Annotated in this window: 13 protein-coding genes; 5 read left to right on the forward strand and 8 right to left on the reverse strand. The window is 62.6% G+C overall.

The genetic code is table 11. The features are described 5' to 3' along the window. Positions 1–559 precede the first annotated feature (559 nt). The 4 genes from kduD to Q0X62_RS03670 form a co-directional block, all read right to left on the reverse strand. Positions 560–1315, reverse strand: a complete 756-nt coding sequence (kduD, locus tag Q0X62_RS03655; protein WP_297731782.1) for a 2-dehydro-3-deoxy-D-gluconate 5-dehydrogenase KduD — start codon at positions 1313–1315, stop codon at positions 560–562. 38 nt (positions 1316–1353) lie between these two features. Then, the gene (locus Q0X62_RS03660; protein WP_297731784.1) at positions 1354–1995 is read right to left on the reverse strand and encodes an RpiB/LacA/LacB family sugar-phosphate isomerase; all 642 of its coding nucleotides are present in this window, start codon (positions 1993–1995) and stop codon (positions 1354–1356) included. A gap of 14 nt (positions 1996–2009) precedes the next feature. Beyond that, the gene (gene uxaC, locus Q0X62_RS03665; protein ID WP_297731788.1) at positions 2010–3434 is read right to left on the reverse strand and encodes a glucuronate isomerase; all 1425 of its coding nucleotides are present in this window, start codon (positions 3432–3434) and stop codon (positions 2010–2012) included. 117 nt (positions 3435–3551) lie between these two features. Next, positions 3552–4628, reverse strand: a complete 1077-nt coding sequence (locus Q0X62_RS03670) for a LacI family DNA-binding transcriptional regulator (protein ID WP_297731790.1) — start codon at positions 4626–4628, stop codon at positions 3552–3554. Between the two features lie 161 nt (positions 4629–4789). On the opposite strand from Q0X62_RS03670, the gene Q0X62_RS03675 reads away from it, so the two are divergent. From Q0X62_RS03675 to Q0X62_RS03685, 3 genes are read left to right on the forward strand one after another with little or no spacing between them, the layout of a single operon-like run. Beyond that, positions 4790–6301: a UxaA family hydrolase gene (locus Q0X62_RS03675; RefSeq protein WP_297731791.1), complete on the forward strand. Its 1512-nt coding sequence runs from the start codon at positions 4790–4792 to the stop codon at positions 6299–6301. A 10-nt stretch (positions 6302–6311) separates the two neighbouring features. Continuing rightward, positions 6312–7373 carry a sugar kinase gene (locus Q0X62_RS03680; RefSeq protein WP_297731793.1) on the forward strand — a complete coding sequence of 354 codons (1062 nt, stop codon included), beginning with the start codon at positions 6312–6314 and terminating at the stop codon, positions 7371–7373. Continuing rightward, positions 7370–8929: a carboxylesterase/lipase family protein gene (locus Q0X62_RS03685; protein WP_297731795.1), complete on the forward strand. Its 1560-nt coding sequence runs from the start codon at positions 7370–7372 to the stop codon at positions 8927–8929. Before Q0X62_RS03680 ends, Q0X62_RS03685 begins: the two co-directional genes overlap by 4 nt. Here Q0X62_RS03685 and Q0X62_RS03690 read toward each other — a convergent pair. The 3 genes from Q0X62_RS03690 to Q0X62_RS03700 form a co-directional block, all read right to left on the reverse strand. Further along, complete coding sequence (locus Q0X62_RS03690; RefSeq protein WP_297731798.1) at positions 8914–9897, reverse strand: alpha/beta hydrolase; 984 nt, start codon at positions 9895–9897, stop codon at positions 8914–8916. The two genes, Q0X62_RS03685 and Q0X62_RS03690, sit on opposite strands and share 16 nt — an antisense overlap. 4 nt (positions 9898–9901) lie before the next feature. Next, positions 9902–11530: a family 43 glycosylhydrolase gene (locus Q0X62_RS03695; RefSeq protein ID WP_297731800.1), complete on the reverse strand. Its 1629-nt coding sequence runs from the start codon at positions 11528–11530 to the stop codon at positions 9902–9904. An 85-nt stretch (positions 11531–11615) separates the two neighbouring features. Then, on the reverse strand, positions 11616–14369 hold the full coding sequence (locus tag Q0X62_RS03700) for a TonB-dependent receptor (protein ID WP_297731802.1): 2754 nt from the start codon (positions 14367–14369) through the stop codon (positions 11616–11618). Between the two features lie 535 nt (positions 14370–14904). On the opposite strand from Q0X62_RS03700, the gene Q0X62_RS03705 reads away from it, so the two are divergent. Further along, on the forward strand, positions 14905–16296 hold the full coding sequence (locus Q0X62_RS03705; RefSeq protein WP_297731804.1) for an MFS transporter: 1392 nt from the start codon (positions 14905–14907) through the stop codon (positions 16294–16296). Between the two features lie 78 nt (positions 16297–16374). Further along, positions 16375–18168 (forward strand): hybrid sensor histidine kinase/response regulator, encoded by a 1794-nt coding sequence (locus Q0X62_RS03710; protein WP_297731806.1) that lies wholly within the window; start codon positions 16375–16377, stop codon positions 18166–18168. A 7-nt stretch (positions 18169–18175) separates the two neighbouring features. Here the strand turns inward: Q0X62_RS03710 and Q0X62_RS03715 are convergent, their stop codons facing one another. After that, a complete protein-coding gene (locus Q0X62_RS03715; protein WP_297731808.1) occupies positions 18176–18832 on the reverse strand; it encodes a response regulator transcription factor in 657 nt (218 codons plus the stop codon). Positions 18833–18962 lie beyond the last annotated feature (130 nt).

Below are 18962 nucleotides of genomic sequence, written 5' to 3' on the forward strand. Positions count from 1 at the left end.
CGCCGGGATGACGGTGTGTGGGGCGGGCTTTTGCAGAAAACTTATCCCCACCCCCTCGGCGCCAGCGCATACTCCCCTTGTTCCCGCGTCACCTGAGGCCCGGATTGGTTATCCGGGGGCGTGGGGAGGACGGAGCTCGTCCGGTGGGGTGGATTTGACCACCACCCGACCCGGCGTGGCCATCGGCAGGACGGCGGCACAAAGCTCGACCGTTTGATCCTGTCGGTTTCGAGACGGGGCCGGTAACGGCCCTGAGTAAATCTCCGTGTGCGAGGTGCCCCCGGCGCCACCCACAAACACTTCCATAGCAAGGCACCGGCAAGGCACCTCGCACCCCTCTACGGCCCACACCGCCAGGCGAAATCGTCATGGCGCGGGCAAACCTGTCGATCACTTCAAACACAGGAAAGGAGCCCTTCTGGCGCGCCTTCCCGCCTGCCATCCGGGCATTCCAGTCTGGCGCTGTTGCGTCGCCAGGCGGGCGGGAAGGCCGCTGAACGGTCAAAAAAAAAGCCGACCCCGAAGGGTCGGCTGGAGGGAAGGTCCGGGAATCTCGTGGCTATCGGGCCAGCCAGCCGCCATCGACGGGCAGGACCGTACCGTGGACATAGTCGGCGGCCGACGAGGCCAGGAAAACCGCTGCACCACCAAGGTCGGAGGGATCGCCCCAGCGGCCAGCGGGAATGCGCCCGAGGATTTGTTCATTGCGATCGGGATCAGCCTGCAGGGCGGCGGTGTTATTGGTCGCGAAATAGCCCGGCGCGATGGCGTTCACATTGATGCCCCTGGCGGCCCATTCATTGGCCAGAAGCTTGGTCAGGCCGGCAATCGCGCTCTTGGACGCGGTGTAGGAGGCAACGCGGATACCGCCCTGGAAGGACAGCATGGAGGCGATATTGATGATCTTGCCGCCCCCGTTCGGGATCATGCGCCTGGCCGCCGCCTGACACAGGAAGAAGGCGGACTTGATGTTCACGTCCATGACGCTGTCCCAGTCTTCCTCGGTGAAATCCAGCGCGTCATTGCGTTTGATGATGCCGGCATTATTGACCAGGATATCGAGCCGGCCCGCCTGCTCGACCGCCGACGCAACAACGTCTTCCACGCAGGACGGATCCGAGAAATCAGCCTTGATCTCGTAGTATTTGCGACCGGCAGACTCGACCGCCTCGCCGGTCTCTGCGGCGCTGGAACGACCGGCCACGACGATGTCGGCCCCGGCTTCCGCCAGCGCAATCGCCATCGCCTGACCGAGGCCGGTATTGCCACCGGTGACGAGTGCCACCTTGCCCGCGAGGTTGAATGAAAGGCGCATGGATCTCTCCGTTTCTGTCCGTCCGCGCGAAGCGACGGCTAGGATGCCCGCACGGTGCGGATATAGTCCGCGATCGCGTCATCCTGGCAGTGGGCAAAGAAGAGCTGTTCGAACTTCTCGCCCGCGATGGCGGCCTTCAGCAGGTCCTGGTCGACCGTCTTCAGCACGGTGAGCATGTCATGGCAGGACGCTGCTTTGAGATCCGCAACAATGCCGCGGTTCTTCGCCATTACGGCGGCGCGCTCTTTCGGGTAACCGGCCCCACGCTCATGCTCCAGCAGCTTGCGGAAGCAGTCCTGCAGATTGAGCTCGGCGGCCCAGCCGAAGCCCTTGGCATAGGGCATGGAGATCGCATTGCCGTCATTGATCTGGCCAAACAGGAAGGCGTCGGTCGGATCGACCACAAGGCCACAGAACACGCCCGGCATGGCGTTACAGGCGAGATTGGAGCCAACACCCGTACCGCAGCCGGTAACAACAAAGTCCACGGCCTTGGAATTGATCAGAAGGCCCGCGAGAAGCCCGTTCATCGGATAGGTGAGCGAGGCGTCGTCCTCGAGCGTGTACATCCCGTAGTGATGGACCTCATGGCCCAGCGGCTCGGCCACGGCCGTCAGGGCGTCATGCACAATACCGCTCTTGGCGGCCTGGCTGTTTTCAATGATGAGCGCGATCTTCATGGGAATGTCCTGTCTCAGGTTTCTACGTCGAGTTTGTAGGCGCGTTTCGCCAGATTGTAGGTGAGGTCGATGATCAGTTCGGCCGCTTCGTCGATGGCAAGGCGGTGCTCGGCTACCAGCCGGGCGAGGAAGGCGCTGTCCACGCGCCGGGCCACATCATGCCGGGCCGGAATGGAGAGAAAGGCGCGGGTGTCGTCATTGAAGCCAACCGTGTTGTAGAAACCGGCCGTTTCGGTGGTCTGCTCGCGAAAGCGCGTCATGCCTTCCGGACTGTCATGGAACCACCAGGCCGGCCCCAGTTTGAGGGCCGGATAGTGACCGGCCAGCGGCGCCAGCTCGCGCGAGTAGGTCGTCTCGTCGAGCGTGAAGACGATACAGCCGAAATCCGGCTCATTGCCGAAGCGGTTGAGGAGGGGTCGCAGCGCTTCGACATATTCGGTGGGAACCGGAATGTCGGCGCCCTTGTCCCGGCCATGACTGTCGAAAAGCGGGCCATTGTGATTGCGGCAGGAACCGGGGTGGATCTGCATGACCAGGCCATCCTCCAGGCTCATCGCCGCCATTTCAGTCAGCATTTGCGCACGGAAAAGCTCGGCATCACCCTCGCGACCCTTGCGGCTGACCAGACGATCAAACAGGGCCCGGCTCTCGCCCGGGTCCAGGTCCGCGGTCCGCGCTGTCGGGTGCCCGTGATCGGTCGAGGTCGCGCCCGCCGCCATGAAGTCAATGCGCCGCTGGCGGTGGGCGGCCAGATAGCCATCCCAGTTAAAGACATCTTCGCCAGTGACTTCGCCGAAGGCTTCCAGCGATGAGAAAAAGTCCTCGTGATCCGCATCGATCACCGGATCCGGCCGATAGGCCGTGATCACCCGACCGGACCAGTCCGAGCGGGCGATTGCGTGATGATGATCAAGCGTATCGACGGGCGATTCTGTCGTTGCGATGAGTTCGATATTGAAGCGATCGAACAAGGCGCGCGGCCGGAAGGCCTCGGTCCTGAGCGCGACATCGATCGCGTCGTAAATCGCGTCGGCGCTGGCGGCGTTCAGCCGCTCGGTAATGCCAAAGACCTCAACCAGGACATGGTTCAGCCACATCGCCGACGGCGTACCCCGGAACAGGTAATAATGCTCCGCAAACAGGCGCCAGGCTGCACGCGGATCGGTTGACGGCACGCCCTGCCGGTCCGGAATGGCGAGGTCGGCCAGACGGATTCCCTGGCTGTAGAGCATGCGGAAAATATAGTGGTCCGGCGCCAGAAGCAGGGCGGTCGGGTTTTCGAAAGCGGCATTCCCGGCGAACCAGCGCGGGTCCGTATGACCGTGCGGCGAGATGATCGGCAGATGCTTCACAGAGGCATACAATTCGCGGGCAATCCCGCGCACGACCGGGTCGGCGGGGAAGAGGCGATCCTCGTGAAAAAATGTCGTTTCGGGCATGGATGACCATCCTGTCCAGCGGACTCTCGAGCACGAAGGTAACCGGTGTCATATTGAGTTTCAACCGGCAGTGACGGGAGCCGATCAGTGCAAATCCTGCCCGTCAGTTCAAGCGTGTCATTGCGGGGGTGCGGTCGTATCCCGGATGACCAGGCTGGGCAGGGCGCGCGGATCCTGTTGCTCGATCTCGGCAGCCGATTGCGGATTGACCAGCTTTGTCGATGCCCGGCGCCCGATTTCACGGGTCGGGGTATGAACAGTAGTCAGGCGCGGCCAGAGGCGTTCCGCGAGCTGAAAATTGTCATAGCCAACCACGGACAAGTCGTCCGGCACCCGGATGTCGAGTGAGCGGGCAGCCTGCAGAACACCGGCGGCCATTTCGTCATTGGCTGCGAAGATCGCCGTTGGCCTGTCCGGGCGCTGGAGAAGGTCGCGCGCGCACTCATAACCGGACTCGAACGTATAGGCGCCCTGGACCACCAGGTCTTCAGTCAGAGAAAGCTCGGCGTCCGACAGCGCCTCTTCAAGGCCACGCCGGCGCTCGTGAGACGATCGGAAAGACTGGCGCCCGGAGATAAAACCGATCCGCCGGTGCCCCAGCTCGGCGAGATGGCGGCCGGCCGCGACGCCGCCAAGATGGTCGTGCGAAACAATCATGTGTTCCGGCTCATCCAGCGAGACGGACGCGATGCGGATGAACTCGCATCCGATCTGGCGCAGGATTGGCGGAACCCGCTCGTCCTCCGAAACCGATGGGGTCAGGATGACGCCATAGAGCTTCTGGCGCTCCACAAAATTGCGAACATCTTCCAGGAAGGTCTCGCTGGCCCGGTCGCAAGGGTGAACTACCAGCTCGAACCCGGTCCCGCGCATACCGTCCAGCAGGCCCTGCTGCATGTTGACGACATATTGCGGATTGGGGTTGTCGTAGATCATCCCGATCAGAAAGGAGCGCCGAAAGGCGAGCCCGCGCGCCTGCGGGTCCGGCGCATAGCCGATCTCGTGCATGACGCGAAGAATGGCTTCGCGCGTATCCTCCTTGACCGCCGGCGACTTGTTGATGACGCGCGAAACTGTCTTTTTCGAGACGCCTGTCAGCCGGGCGACATCATTGATGGTCGGGCGACGGTCCTTGAATTCATCCCGCAGGCTTTTTGCGGCCTCGGGCTGGTCTGGCGTGTCGCCATCAATCATCGCTAAGATTCCCCCGAGGTCATCCACCCCATAAATGTCCACTACAGGACATCTCCTTGCTTGTCATGCTTTTACGGCGGGCTGTGGCCGGCCGTGAAATTTTCCCTTTCCGAAGAAAATGACACCGGTTACCATCCTGGCCAGCAAGGGTGAGAGCGACCATGAATGTCATCGACAGAATTACCGCCGGACGAGGGCTTGTCGTCCATCCTGACGACCGCGTCGGCGTCGCCGTCACGGCACTGGCCAAGGGCGATCGACCCGGTGCCAATCTGCCGCGTCTGGTCGATGACATTCCGCCCGGTCACAAATTCGCCCTCGCCGATATTCGGGCCGGGAATCCGGTTACCAAATATGGCGCCGAAATCGGCCGGGCGCGATGCGACATCGCCGCCGGCGCCCACGTCCACAGCCATAATCTGGAGACGCAACTGCGGGGCGAACAGGTTTACGCCCACGCCGGCGCGGCTCCGCGCCCTGTCGCCACACAATCGGCCGATAGCGCCAGTTTCATGGGCTATCGCCGCTTTGACGGACGCGTCGGCATTCGCAACGAGATCTGGGTCATCGCCACGGTCGGCTGCGTCAATCGGACGGCCGAACGGATAGCCCGCATGGCCGCCAATCAGGTCCGCGGACAAGTGGACGGCGTCCATGCCATTACCCACCCATTCGGTTGCTCCCAGCTCGGCGATGATCTCGACCGGACCCGCGCCATCCTGGCCGGTCTGGCGCAGAATCCGAATGCAGGAGGCGTCCTCCTCGTCGGTTTGGGCTGCGAGTCAAACCAGTACCGCGCCCTGCTTGATGCGATGCCTGACACCGATCCGCTGCGTGTGCGGGCATTCGCCTGCCAGGATGCGGGCGATGAGCTCGACACCGGCATCGCCTCGGTGGTCGAGATCGCCGAACATATGAGCCAGATGGACCGGCGAGAACCGTGTCCTGCCTCCGATCTCGTCATCGGCCTAAAATGCGGGGGATCAGACGCCTTTTCCGGACTGACCGCCAATCCGCTCCTCGGCCGGATCACTGACCGTCTCGACGCCGCAGGCGGCAGCACGATTCTGACGGAAGTGCCCGAGATGTTCGGCGCCGAACACCTGCTCATGGCACGCGCCGCATCACGCGACGTGCATGCCGCGATCGGCACGATGATGAACCGCTTCAAGCGGTATTTCCTGGGTCATGGCGAGCCTGTCCACGCCAACCCCTCACCGGGAAATCTCGAAGGCGGGATCACCACGCTGGAGGAGAAATCCCTGGGTGGGGTCCAGAAAGCCGGAAACGCCCCGGTCGTGGACGTGCTGGACTATGGCGACCGGTTGCGCCGCAACGGTTTGAGCCTGCTGGAATCGCCCGGCAATGACGCGGTTTCAACCACCGCTCTCGCGGCCGCCGGAGCCACAATCATACTCTTCACCACCGGGCGCGGCACGCCGCTCGGCACGATGGTCCCGACACTGAAACTCTCTACCCAAACCAGCTTGGCCGAGCGCAAACCCAACTGGATCGACTTTGACGCCGGCGCCATTCTGGACGGGGAGGCCGCTGACGACACAGCCGACCGGCTTTGGCAGACAATACTGGACGTCGCTGGCGGCAAGCGGGCGCGCAACGAGCTCTATGATGAACGCCAGATCGCCCTGTGGAAGGGCGGCGTGACGCTCTGAGCGCGCGCCGATGACTCACAGCTTTCTACCCATCAAGCCTGCCGGTTCGACGCGCTGGGATGTCGCTGCGCTGGGCGAGGTCATGCTGCGCCTTGATCCGGGCGAAGGCCGCGTCCGCAATACGCGCCAATTCCAGGTTTGGGAGGGTGGCGGCGAATACAATCTCGCCCGTGCCGCCCGAAAATGTTTCGACCTGTCCGCGACCGTGGTCACGGCGCTGCCGCGCAATGATGTCGGCTGGCTGGTTGAGGATTGCATCTGCCAAGGCGGCGTCGACACCTCACACATACTCTGGCGCGATTTCGATGGAATTGGCCGCAACAATCGGGTCGGTCTCAACTTCGTCGAACGCGGCTTCGGCCCGCGCCCGGCCCTGGGCGTCTCCGATCGCGGTCATAGCGCCGCCTCGGCGCTCAAGCCGGGCGAGGTTGATTGGGAAAGCCTGTTTGGAGACGAGGGCGTGCGCTGGTTCCATACCGGCGGCATTTTCGCCGCTCTCAGCGAAACCACCACCGCTCTCACGCTCGAAGCCATCGCGGCCGCTCGCCAACATGGTGTCGTCGTGTCCTACGACCTCAACTACCGCGCCTCACTATGGGCGTCACGTGGCGGATCAGCAGCTGCACGCGCGCTCAATCGCAAGATCGCGCCCCATGTTGATGTCCTGTTTGGCGCCGAAGGCCTGGGCGACGCGCCGTCTGGCGGTGACCCGCGCGCGGCGATCGAAAGCGCAGTCGCCGATTTCCCCAATCTGCGTGTGGTCGCCACGACTTGCCGCACAGCCCGGACCGCCAACAAGAATGACTGGTCCGCGCTTCTCCATGCGGATGGTGCCTTCCATGCCTCCCGGGAACGCCCGGGCCTCGACATCCTCGACCGGGTTGGCGGTGGAGATGCCTTCGCGTCCGGTGTGTGCTGGGCCCTCATGGCAGGCAAGAAGCCCGGTGAGGCAGTAGAATATGGCGCCGCTCACGGCGCGCTCGCCATGTCCACACCCGGCGATGCCTCGATGGCGCGCCTGGACGAGATTGAACGCGCCATCAGGGACAGTGATGCAGGAGTGATCCGATGAGCCTGACCGTGAACCGCCGCACCCTTTTGGCCACCGCCGGTGCCGCCGGGTCTGTCCTGGCGACCGGCTCTGCGAGCGCAGGGCAAAGCGACCCGGTCGTAACAAGCACGAACGGACCCGTGCGCGGAACGCGCGCCAATGGCATCTGCCGCTTTCTCGGAATTCGCTACGGCGCCAACACCGCATTGACCCGCTTTCGCCCGCCGACACGGCCAACCCCGTGGACCGAAACTCGGGACGCGATCGAATATGGCGCGGCCTCACCGCAGGGCGGGCGCGAGCCAAACCAGTCGGAAGACTGCCTGTTTCTCAATGTCTGGACTCCGGGCCTGGAGGAGAACGCCGGACGGCCCGTCATGGTCTATTTCCATGGTGGCGCCTATGCGGCCGGGTCGGGGTCCTCACCGCTCTATGACGGTACCCGCCTCTGCGAACGCGGTGATGTTGTCGTGGTCACGGTCAATCACCGGCTGAACGCGTTCGGCTATCTTTATCTGCAGCGCCTGCTGGGGCCCGAATTCGCAGCCTCGGGCAATGCCGGTCAGCTCGATCTTGTCCTGGCGCTTGAATGGGTGAGCGACAATGCGGCCCGATTCGGCGGCGATCCCGGTCGCGTTATGGTTTTCGGCCAGTCCGGCGGTGGCGCCAAGATTGCCAGCCTGATGGCGACGCCGGTTGCGGACGGTCTTTTCCACTCGGCCGCGACCATGAGCGGTCAGCAGGTCACGGCCTCTGGCCCGGCCAATGCGACCGCACGGTCACGGGCCTACCTCGCAGCTCTGGGACTGGACGATACCTGTACCCATCAAATCCTCGATCTGCCGTCCGAACGCCTGGTCGAGGCGCTCTCGGCGGCAGACCCGGTCCTGCCCTATGGCCGTGTCTATTTCGGTCCCGTGCGGGATGATGTCGTTCTGCCGCGCCACCCTTTCTATCCCGACGTTGCGCCACAGTCGCGCCATATCCCGATGATCATCGGCAATACGCGCGACGAGACCCGCGCCTTCCTGCGTGGCCCCGAATACGAAAATCTCGACTGGGAAGACCTGCCGGAACTGTTAATTCCCAATATGCGTGTGGACATCCGTCCGGAAACCGTCATCGCCCACTATCGCGAACTTTACCCGGAACGGTCGGCGGAAGACGTCTTTTACGCCGCCACGACGGCCGCCCGTTCCTGGCGAGGCGCGGTGATCGAGGCGCAGGAACGGGCCAAGGCTGACACGCCGACCTGGGTCTATCAACTCGATTTCGGTACGCCCCATGCGCCGCACACCTTCGACATCCCGCTTGTTTTCGACAATACCGCCGTCGAGGGCGCCCTGCCCGGCAATGGCGATACTGCCCGTAATATGGCGGCGCTGATGAGTGAAGCCTTCATCGCCTTGGCGCGCCATGGCACGCCGCAACATGCCGCCTTGCCGCATTGGGACCGCTATACCCTGCCTAATCGCGAAACCATGATGTTCGATTGGCCGCCGCGCATGGAGAATGATCCGCGCGGCGCGGAGCGTGAGCTTTTCGCCAGCGTCCCCTACGTTCAGCCTGGCACCTGATCCGCCGCGCGCAGGAATCCGCCACGTTCCAGCCAGGCCAGGACAAGGTCAGGCCAGACCTCAATCGGCAAGCCTTCGGCAAAACGGATGCCAAACCCGTGCCCGCCCTCCGCGAACACATGAAGCTCCGCCTCCACCCCGGCAGCCCGGTTTGCCGCGAACACATCCAGCGCGTTAGCGACTGGCACGGCTTCGTCATCGGCGGCATGAAAGAGAAAGATCGGCGGCGCATCCGGCCGCGCCGCTTCGGCAATATCGTAGATAGCCACTGTTTCAGCCTCCGGCGCCGCGCCAATCAACCGATCACGCGAGCCTTCATGCACGGCCGGGCCGCTCATCCGGGCTACGGGATAGGCAAGGACTGAGAAGGCCGGGCGTGCACTGATCGCGTCGGCCGCATCGCGCAACGCGTACACATCGGCATCGAAACGCGTCGAAATCGATCCGGCCAAGTGCCCACCGGCGGAAAATCCGATCACCCCGACCCGGTCCGGGTCGAGCTGGTAGTCGTTGGCAAGTGACCGGATCAGACGCAGCGATCGCTGCGCGTCCTGCAAGGGCACATCCGCCCCGTTTTCATGCCCCTCATGCGGCAGGCGATAGAGCAGAATGAAGACCGTAACGCCGGCCTCATTGAAGCGCTCGGCGCTCTCGATACCTTCCTTGTCAATCACTTCACGTTGATAGCCGCCGCCGGGCAGCATGAGCATCGCGGTGCCATTGGGACGTTGGGGGCGAAAGACGAGCAGACGCGGCCGGGTGATTCCGACCACCATTCGGTCCCGGATGATGTGGGGAGTCGCACTGCGCTCGGTCACGACTTCGCGCAGCCTGTCAGCAACCAGCTCAGACCCCGGAGCATGAGCGTCACCCCAGATCACAATCTCCGCATCCGGCTCGCGATGCTGGGCCTGGGCGAGGATCGGCAGGCCAGGGACAAGGAGGAAGGCAAGGCACAGAAACCGCATCAGATCAGCGCTCCAGATCGCACATGCCGGTGTAAGCGAGATTGCGGAAACGTGCCTCGCCGCCGCGCGCCGCGTAGATCGCCGGACGCAGGCTGAGAAAATCGTAGGCCGTGTTGTGGTGATAGCCGGAGACTTCCATCTGCACGTCGAATTTCTGCCAGCGCTGGCCATCCAGACTGAAATGCCCCGTCACCAGGTGGCGGTTGTTTTCGAGACGTAGCCAGAGCCGCTGCGTGCCCGGAGGGATGTCCTGGCCCCGGTGCCGTTCTTCGCCGTAGCGATGCAGGATCATACCGGCATCATCAAATCCCATGCCGGCATAGAGGCGATCATTGTAGAACAGGATCAGGCCGGCCTGATTGCCTGGATCGCGCTCGATTTCCACTTCGACGCCGTATCGCAAATCGCCGGTGACAAAGCAGAGTGGACTGCAATCAGCCGGCTGCTCCCCGCGGCCCGCAAGGTGGAGCGTATTGTCGGCGACCCGGACGCGGCCATACTCGTCATCCCCGGGGCGGAAGAAGGCCCAGTGAGAGCGTAACCGGTCGCCGGAGAACGCGTCCGAGAGCGGCATGCCATGTGCAACGGCCTGTCCACCTTGTGGCATTGGCAGGGGTGTCGACAGATCGCCGCCCACCGCCTCGAACCAGCCATCTTCTGTCCAGCGCGCCGGTTCGAGGAGGCATTGCCGCCCCAGGGTCCAGAAGCCGTTCTCATAGCCGTGATAGATCAGGTACCAGTCATCCGGAGTCGGCCCTTCCACCAGCGTCGCATGCCCCCGCGACCACCAGCGCTCCTCGCGACTTTGGGTTCGGACCTGGGGATTGTTCGGCGCGTGCTCCCAGGGACCATGGACCGAGCGCGAGCGTGCAGCGATCACCATATGGCCCGTCGGCGGTCCGGCCGTACCGCCCACCGCGGTGAGCATGTAGAACCAGTCACCCCGACGCAGCATTTTCGGCCCTTCCGGACAGAAGCACTCCACGTCCCAGCTCTCGGGATACTGCCACGGGTCATAGACATGTTGGACGTCACCATCCGTGGCAAGCCCGTCATCCGTCAGGCGTATCATGTCGCCATTGGACAAGAAAAGGTATCGCCGCCCGTCCTCGCCAACGACATGGCCCGGATCGATATGATCATGCAGCCCGAGATCAACCGGCTCGCTCCAGGGGCCCTCCGGGCGGTTGGCATGAATGACGTAAATGGATTTGTAGCCGGGTACGCGGGCCGGAATGTAAATGAAGTAGCGGCCATCATGCTTGATGAGATCCGGCGCCCAGACCGAGCCGATCGGCGTGTGAAGAGCCGGGGCGAGCGGCTCCCAGTTCACCAGGTCGCGCGACCGCCAGACCATCAGGCCCGGATAGGCATCGAAGGTCGAGAAGGTCAGATAATATGTTTCGCCATCCTTGATGATGGACGGGTCCGGGTGATCGCCTGCGACAATCGGATTCATGAAGCGCCCGTCGCCGCGATCGGCGATCCGCTGGCCGTCAGGGCCGCGCCCCCACGCGCCGCAGGCACCAGAGCTGGCTTGCCCCGCTGCGCTGCCGTTCGGACCGCACCCGGCCAGGGTCGTGCCAACACCCGCCAAACCAAAACCCAGCGCAATTCGTCGCGAAATCCGCATGATGCCCCCGTCACCCCAAGACAAGGAAAAGGCCCGACGCAGGGGTGGTTGCGCCGGGCCTTTCGCCATCAGTCAGACAGTCTGATCAGAAGGACGCGCGAACCCCGAAGAGGAATTCGGTGCCCGTGTGGTGATAGACATTCGGCAGATTGCCGGCGTCGAAGATTTGCTGCTCGAACTCGTCGGTCAGGTTGATCGCCTCGAAGGTGATGTCGATCTGGTCATTGACCTGGTAGGACGAGGCAAAGTCGAGATTGAAGCTGGCATCCACGCCACGCTCATCCCGGCCCGAACCATTGGCTCGGCGCGTCACATAGGCGTCGCGATAGGCGGCAGACAGGCGAGCCGACAGACGCTCATCCTCATAGTAGAGGGTCGCGTTGTAGGCGTTCGGCGAGAACCCAATGATCTCGTCGCTGTCCACATAGGTGTAATTGCCCTGGAAGCCGAAATTGTGGAACGGGGCCGGCAGGAAGGTGAAGGGCTGTTGATAGGCCACTTCGAAACCCTGCACGGCGGCACTGCCACCATTTGACACCTGGCTGATCTCGACCAACGGATCACCGCCCGCCTGGATCAGGTTGAAAAGCGGGCTGGATGCCGGTGGCAGATTGGCCGGCAGGCCGGACAGGCTGTAAGCGACTTCGACCGACTGCGAAGAAGTGAAGAAGCTCGACACATCCTTGTAGAAGAGACTGACCGCAAACAGTGACTCATCCGCGAAGTACCACTCGAAGGATGCGTCATACGTCGTGGCCCGATACGGGTCGAGACCCGGATTGCCCGCATTGTAGCTGAACGGCGGTCCGTTGAAGCTGTCGAGCGAACCACCCGGCGTCAGATTGCCGAGCGACGGACGGGCCATCACCTTCGCGGCGCCGAAACGGATCAGGAAATCCTCGCTCATCTCGAAAGTCAGGTTCAGTGACGGGAGCGTATCTTCATAGCTGCGCTCCACAGTGACTTCCGTGCCGCTCACCAGACCAGTCGCCGATGTGGTGGTCTCGACATAGCGCACGCCGACATCACCGCGCACCGGAATATCACCGAACTGGGTGTTGAAATCGGCCTGGAAGAACGCGCCCATGTCTTCTTCGCTGACCGCGCGCTGATTGCCGGCCCGAACCGTCCCCGGGATCGCGTAGATCCCCGAAGCCGCGGCCGCAGCCTGGATGTTCGGCACAATCCACGCGGTATCATTGCCATTGGGCATACCGAGATCATTTCCGAACCCGGTCAGGATCGTATAGAGGTCCGAGGTGATCGGCAGACCCGTTGCGCCAACCGGGCAGGACACGCCTGGCAGGGCGCAAACGATTGACCCATTGGTGCTTTCGCGACGCGCTTCGCGGGTCTCGAAATCATATTGCTTGAAGTTCACACCACCCGACAGCGTCCAGGTATCGTTCGCGTCATAGGCGAGGCTCGCCGCAAAGGTGTCGAAGCTGTTGGAAACCGATTGCGGGCGATCACGGATTTCCGTGAAGGCGAATTGCGACGGGTCGGTCACATCCAGAGAGCCGAAATCGATAGCCGGCGTATTGATATTGTTCCGGAAATCATAGGAATAGCCCGTCACATCGCCGATAGCGTCAAACAGGATGGTGGTCTGGACAGGATTGTTGAAATCCGACGTGACCGTACCGGCAATGAAATTACCGCGCAGGCGATCGGAGAAGTCATGATCGACGTTCAAGGTGAACTGAGTGAAGTCGGTTGTCAGCTCGTCATAGCGACCTTCAGAACGGATCGGATGCGTCCCGTTGGCGTTGGCACTGATATCGAACGTGCCGGAGTCCATGATGTTCAGCGCTGGGTTGACCGTGACGCTGTTGACGTCGATCTGGCCTTCCTGGCTCCGGAAAAAGACTTCGAGGAAGTTTTCGGTGCGGGTCGCATCGAAGCGCGAATAGAGCGCATCCAGCGACACCGTCGTGCGATCGCTCGGACGGAATTGCAAGCCGCCGGTGATACCCAGGCGCTCCTGCTCGTTGGTGAGACGACCATAGCGCGGGATCCGCGGGTGGTAGACGCGGGAATTCGTGTCGATGCTCGCACAATCCGGGCCGGCCGGGCAGGCAGCGCCATTGACTGACCGGAAATTGCCGTCCTGCCAGCGCACGGTCGAGAAGCCCTCCTCGATGATCGTGCGATCCGAGAAGGCGATGGACAGGTTGGCACCAAAGGTTTCTTCCGGATTGACCCAGGACATCAGGCCGGCAACGCGCGGGCTGGTCTCTTCCGACAGGCTGTTATAGCCCATATGGCCCGACAGGGCGGCGGTGAAGCCTTCTCCATAGTCGAACGGGCGTGCGGTCCGCAGATCGACAGTCGCCCCCAGCGACCCCTCATCCATGGACGCGGACGTCGTCTTGGTCACTCGGATCTGGTTGAACAGGTCCGAGGCAAACGTGTTGAAGTCGAAACCGCGACCGCGGTTGGAACCGCCGGACGCATCGGAACCGCCGGTCGTGGACAGGGCTTCCATCCCGTTGATCCGAACGCGGGTGAAGTCGGCGCCAAGACCACGAACCGTAATCTGGCGACCTTCACCGGCAACCCGGTTGATCGAAATGCCGGGAATACGCTGAATGGATTCAGCCAGGTTGAGATCCGGGAAGGCCGCGATGTCTTCGGCGACCACCGCATCGACGACCCCGTTGGAGTCTCGCTTCACATCGAGCGCCTGTGCCAGGCTGCTCCGAAAGCCGCTGACTGTGATCACGTCCTCATCCTGAGCTTGGGCTGTCGCGCTGAACGCGGCCCCAAGCACCAGGCTGGCCGTGGCGCAACCCGCCAAAAGGCGCAGCTTGCCCGTGGGCAAATTGGAATTCCTCATCATTTCCTCCCCGCTGCGGCCGGTATCCGGTCCGCAATTGAACTTTTGACCCTCGATCGGTGCCGCTCAAGGCTTGATGACACCGGTAGCATTTTCGCGTCGACTGATCCAGTTCCAAAGAATGCCGGAGCTGAAGACGAGGATGCCAGATTGGATCGCAGTCATGCTGCACAACTATGACACCGGTGGCAATTTCTTTTTCAAACTTTGCTTGCTGCGGCGCAACAAGGACTTGCCACTCAGGGCGTTGCGAACAATCCACATACAGGGCGCGCCAGATCTCGGTCAGAAATTTCGGCCGCCTCGGACATCTTGCTGCGTTCGCCGCGACGCGAATGACCAGGCTAAGCGAGCCAGGGCATTCAAGATTGGGTTGGCGTCCCAATTCAAGGGATTCAGGCTGTCATTCAAGCGTTACACGTTTGAATTCCGGCAAGGCGCGCCGTAGCTTGCGGATACTGGAAATATCGGATCGAGGGCGCAGTTGTGGCTGCCCACCGCTGAACGCTGCCATCAACACCGCACAGGACAGACCGTGCCAGACCTCGCCAAACGCATCCCCCTACCGCCTGACCCACTCGGATTCGGCCAACGCATCGGCTACGGACTCGGCGACTTTGCCTTCGTCGCCCTTTGGCAGGCATGCGCGCTCTTTCTGCTCTTCTATTACACAGACATACTGGACCTGCCGCCCGTGCTCGCTGGCCTGATTTACTTGGCAGGCATGGTCTGGGATGCACTATCCGACCCCATCGTGTCGGCCTGGTCCGAACGACGCGCGCACCGCGGAGCCGGATATGGTCGCCAGATGCTTCTGGCAGCCCTACCAGCGGGAATCGCATTCGCACTGGTCTTTACCAATCCGTTCGAGACGCTCGTGGCAATGACCGGTTGGGCGCTGGTGACGCATCTCCTATTCCGCACCGCCTTCACCTTCGCGAGCATGCCCTATAACGCATTGCCGGCAAGGCTGACCACGGATGGCGATGAGCGCAGCGCACTCTCCACCGTCCGGGTCATGTTCGCCGCTTTGGGTGGCCTGATAACCGCGATTCTCCTGCCCATTTTCGTTGCCCGCACAGGCGAGGACGCGGTCCGCCTTGGCTATGCGCTGGCCTCCATCTCTCTGGGCGGACTGGCGGCCCTGCTCCTCACCATCTGTGCCGTGGCGGTTCGCAAGGCCCCGCCTCTGACTGCAGATATCCAGCCTGAAAAGCAGGACGCCGGGTTGGGGGGGCTGTGGGCTGCGACGCGCGAGAACCGACCCCTGCAGAGCCTGCTGGCGCTCATGGCGCTGGCGACCATTGGCTACGGGCTCTTCACGCAGTCCCTGATCTACCTGGTCAATCACGTCCTCGCGCGGCCCGACCTGGTGCCTTTTGCCCTCGCGACGCCAGTCCTGGCAATCATCCTCGCTGCCCCGATCTGGATGATGATTGCGGCCCGAACCTCCAAACGCAACGCACTTCTTGGCGGCCTGGCGATGGCAGCCACCGGCTATCTGATCCTTGCACTGACGCCGGTGCCGAATACGAGCATGGCCGTGATCGCGATCGCGATCAGCGGGTTGGGCAATGCTGCCATCCCGATCATGTTCTGGTCGATGCTGCCGGATGCCGTGGACTTCGGACATGCCAGGACCGGCGCCCGGGTAGAAACGCGAACCTTTGGCCTGACGACCTTCGTGCAAAAAACCGCCGCCGGCTTCGCTGCCGTGTGTGTTGGCGGCCTGCTGGCGCTCGGTCAATACACACCCGAAATTGTCTCTCCTGAAGCGCTGATGGTAATCCGCGCCCTGTCGGGCTGGCTGCCAGCGGTCCTCACGATCCCAATGGCGATCGCGATCTGGCGCTACCCGCTGGACCGCGCAGCCCATCAGGTCGTGCTTGAAAAGATTGCTACAGGGGTCACCCGTACGGGCGGTTGAGCGGTTGCTGGCACAGTGGCAGATTGCAGGATCGGGAGCCGTCCAGAGTTCCCTGCCGTGCCTGGAGTTAGCGCCCGAATGACCGACGCTGCCACACCGACGTCGGACGGAGATGCGGCCCCCGAGGCCTTGGTGCTGAGTGCTGACCTCGAACAGGTGCGGCTCGATCAGGCGCGACTTCTTCTGGCACGAACCCGCATGTCATGCCTGATCATTGGCGGCGTTATTTTGTATCTGGCCGTCCTGATCATGTTGAGCGGCAATTTCCGCTTCGCAGCGATTTGGGTTGCGGCGGCTGGCGGTATGGTCGGCGTGGTGTTTGTCTATCCGCGCCTGGTCGTCTCCAACGGCGTCAACCTGACCAATTACCGACGCTACCTGATCGGCCATGTTTTCATCTCCGGGGTGACGGGCCTGATCTGGGCCACCCTCGCCATCAACTTCCTTGATGACACCTCCCTGCTCAATTTGTTCATCGCCATCAACATGGTGTTCTCGATCACCGTTGGCGGCATGATGCCGAGCGCAGAGTACCGACCAACATTCATCGCGCTTGCCAGCGCGACACTGCTACCCTTCGCCAGCTACTGGCTGGTAGCAGTGGAAGGTCCCCTGCGCCTGATCGGTGTCGGCCTGTTGATCTATTACGGCTTCGGACTCCTGGTAAGTGCGCGCGCCGAGATTCAGACACGCGCCCTGCTGGCGGCCGAACGAAATCAGGAACTGACGCGCCGGTTGCAAGAGAAGAATGCCCTCGTGGAGAAGGTGAGCGCGGAAAAGTCCCGCTTCCTCGCCGCCACCAGTCACGACCTGTCCCAGCCTCTGCAAGCGCAGGGCTTCTTCATCGGAGCCATGCGGCGGACGCTTCAACAGGCCGAGCACCTGGAGCTCCTCGACAAGATCGAGGCGTGCTGGAGCAGCCAGCAGCAATTGCTCCAGGCTCTGGTTGAAACCGCGCGCCTCGACAGTGGCGCGATCATCGCCAAGCCCCGCCCCTTCGCGCTCGAGACAGTGCTGCAAGGCCTTGAACAGGAATTCCTGGATCCGGCTCGCGAGCACAGCCTGACCCTGGAAACCAGTATCGAGACCGCTGTCCTCGACACCGACCCGCTTCTCCTGGCGCGCATACTGCGCAACCTTCTTTCCAACGCGGTGAAATTCACGCCGGCCGGTGGCCGCATCCGGCTGATCTCCCGCCGTGATGGTGAAAACATTCTGATTGAAGTCAGCGATAATGGGCCCGGTATTCCATCCGGTGAACTGGACCGGGTCTTCGACGAGTATGTCCAGCTGGCTGCGCCGGTGGATGGGGGCGAAAGCGGACTCGGACTCGGCTTGCCGATTGTTCGCCAGCTCGCCCGCAAGCTGGGCGCCGAACTGGAGTTCCACTCCGCGACCGGCGAAGGCACACGCGCCCAGCTCCGCATTGCCAGTGCGTCCCCGGACCAGCCCTTGCCTGACGACCCTGCAAGGCTGGAACGAGTCACCGGCACACCGCTCGTTGTCCTCGTTGAAGACGATGCGGCGATCCGGGATTCGCTCGCCATCGTGTTGACCGATTGGAGTTGCCGGGTTGTCGCGGCCAAGTCCGGTGACGAAGCAATAGATCTTCTGTCCTGGGCGACGTCGGAGCCGGCCCTGCTGATTGTCGACAAGCGCCTGGCCGATGGCGAGGATGGATTGGAAACCATTGCCGCGCTTCGCAGCGAATTGGCGGCCGACACACCGGCAATCCTGCTGACCGGGGATATCTACCAGTTCGAGAAGCTGGCCGGGCTCCCGGATGTAACCGTCATCACCAAGCCAGCGGACCCCGCCCGTTTGCAAAGTGTACTTCTCGAAATCCTGGCTCGGGCGCCATCGCCCGAATAAGCGACAATCAGATCAGGCCGAGGGCCTGGGCCTTGCGGACGCAGGCCGTACGCGTGTGTGCTCCCAGCGCCTCGAATATCGCCCTCAGGTGCGACTTCACTGTATTTTCGCTGATATCAAGGGACGCCGCGATTGCCTTGTTGGTTTCGCCCTTGCCGATCAGATGGAGGATTTCCGCCTGCCTTGGCGCCAATGCCGGAACGCCACCAACCAGGGCCGCCGTGTCCGGGGCCAACGCATCCCGTGCCCCTGTTTCGCGTCCATCCTGCTCGAAAAAGAATGTTCTTCCAGAGAGAATGGTGTCGGTCGCTTCGACGAGAACGGCCGTATCGGCGGACTTGTGCACAAATCCGCGTGCGCCGAGCGAACGCATTTCGGCAACCGGCGGCTCTGATCCGATACCCGACAGGACGAGAACCGGCGCGCGCGACCGGCGATCACGCATCGCGGCCAGGACCGCCAGGCCATTCATGCTGCGCATCACCAGGTCAAGAATGACCAAGTCGAAGGTATGCCCCGCCTCCAGGTCTTCAAGGAAGGCGACCGGGGCGTCATAGGTGCACACCTCGTAGTCCGGTCGCAAGGACCCGAGCAGAACAGCAAAACCATCGACAAACATGCGATGGTCATCAACCAGGGCAATCCGGCAAACGCGCGCTACCATGCTGTCATTCCGCAGCGCCAGGCCCGATACAGACCGATTTTTGAAACTGTCTTCCCCATGGCCGCAAGCTAGGTGAGCCGACGCATCGGCTCAAGCGCTTGTTGCGGGCGATGCCTCTGTCGCCACGATT

It is taken from the genome of uncultured Maricaulis sp., from assembly GCF_947259345.1.
Taxonomy (GTDB): Bacteria; Pseudomonadota; Alphaproteobacteria; order Caulobacterales; family Maricaulaceae; genus Maricaulis.